Source organism: Vibrio sp. Vb1574 (assembly GCF_033338675.1).
The window spans coordinates 1-1,482 of sequence record NZ_JAWOTC010000179.1 but is presented as its reverse complement, the minus strand read 5'-3'; the positions used below and the strand labels follow the sequence as shown (position 1 = coordinate 1,482).

Annotated in this window: 3 protein-coding genes; 2 read left to right on the top strand and 1 reads right to left on the bottom strand. The window is 49.5% G+C overall.

What is annotated here, in order from left to right:
- On the top strand, window positions 1-342 hold a 342-nt coding region (locus tag R7O12_RS24610; RefSeq protein ID WP_411913093.1), incomplete at its 5' end, for a WD40 repeat domain-containing protein.
- Window positions 339-566 (top strand): SlyX family protein, encoded by a 228-nt coding sequence (locus tag R7O12_RS24605; RefSeq protein WP_005458294.1) that lies wholly within the window; start codon window positions 339-341, stop codon window positions 564-566. The genes R7O12_RS24610 and R7O12_RS24605, both read left to right, overlap by 4 nt.
- An 87-nt stretch (window positions 567-653) precedes the next feature.
- On the opposite strand, the gene R7O12_RS24600 is transcribed toward R7O12_RS24605, so the two are convergent.
- Window positions 654-1,482, bottom strand: an 829-nt coding sequence (locus tag R7O12_RS24600) for an isoaspartyl peptidase/L-asparaginase (RefSeq protein WP_318126669.1), incomplete at its 5' end; no start/stop codon positions are given.

Genomic DNA, 1,482 nt, shown 5'->3' with positions numbered 1-1,482 from the left:
CTCGCCATGACGTCAGACGGTGGCAATCAAGCGATCATTTGGAATTTAGAAACAGGTCAAAAGGTTTCGCAACTCAGCAGTTGGTCGCGCCAGCTGATTTTCTCTACCGCGCGTTTTTCTGATGATGGCTCTCAACTGGTGACGGGAACACCTTCAGGCCGCGTCTCGATTTGGGATACGCAGAGCGGAAAGCGCATTGACGGATTTGAAGTCGAGCCGAAAAAAGATACTCGCCCTCCTCGCGCGGTCGTGTATGATGCTGCCTTTGATTCTAAGCAACGTGTAATTACTGCCACATCGGCGGGCATCGCCCAAGCTTGGCAACTAGAGAACGGGTCATGACAGAAAAACTCATTGAGCAATTGGAAGCACGCATCAACGACTTAGAGTGTCAGGTGGCGTTCCAAGAACAAACCATCGAAGATCTGAACAGTGCATTGTCACAACAACAATTGCAGATCACGAAGATGCAAGATCAAATGAAGTACGTAGTAGGCAAAGTGAAAAATATGGATTCTTCGAATATGGAAGATCCAGCCAACGAGCCACCGCCGCCGCATTACTGATCAATACGCGAAAGACAAAACAAAGCCCAGACTTATGCTGGGCTTTGTTGTAATTGCACGGTTGCTCGTCGTGAAATAATCGAACGGTTAGTCGTTAGCGTAGATTTTCACACTCAACTCACCGAGAGTATTGATACCCGCACGATACATCCCCGAACTGTTCATAGCGAAATGCAACGCCCCATTCGCATCAATGGCAATCAGGCCACCTTCTCCGCCCATGGTTTTGAGATCTCCCTGAATAATGGCTTCACACGCGGTATGTACGTCCTCTTGCAAATAGCGCATGCGTGCTGCTACATCTTCCGCAACACGTTTACGAATAAAGAACTCACCAACACCCGTAGTTGAAACTGCCACCACGCCATTCTCAGCCACAGTGCCACAACCTATCAGTGCAGAATCTCCAACACGACCATATTGCTTATTGGTTACCCCACCCGTACTGGTCGCCGCAGCTAAGTTGCCTTGCTGGTCTAACGCCACTGCGCCTACGGTGCCGTGTTTACGATCATCCGGGTAACGAGACTCAGATAACGCAAACAAACCTTTCTCACGCATTGAGAGCAGCTGTTCATAACGGCGATCTGTGAAGAAGTAATCTTGTTCGGTGTATTGATGGCCTTGTTCAAAAGCAAACTTCTCAGCGCCTTCACCAACCAACAACACATGGTTGCTGCGAAGCATCACATCCCGAGCCAGCTCGATCGGGTTTTTAATGTGTCTAACGCCCGCGACAGCACCTGCGGCAAGGTTGCGACCATCCATCACAGAGGCATCCATTTCTACCATTTCGTTGTGAGTAAGAACCGAGCCTTTACCCGCATTAAAGTTGGGAGAGTCTTCCAGTACTTTTACCGCAGCGACCACCGCATCAAGCGCTTCTCCACCTTGTTCGAGTATTTGGTGTCCTGCT

Coding starts and splice junctions, on each gene's coding strand:
- R7O12_RS24605 (WP_005458294.1), top strand. CDS start 339: ATGACAGAAAAACTCATTGAGCAATTGGAAGCACGCATCAACGACTTA.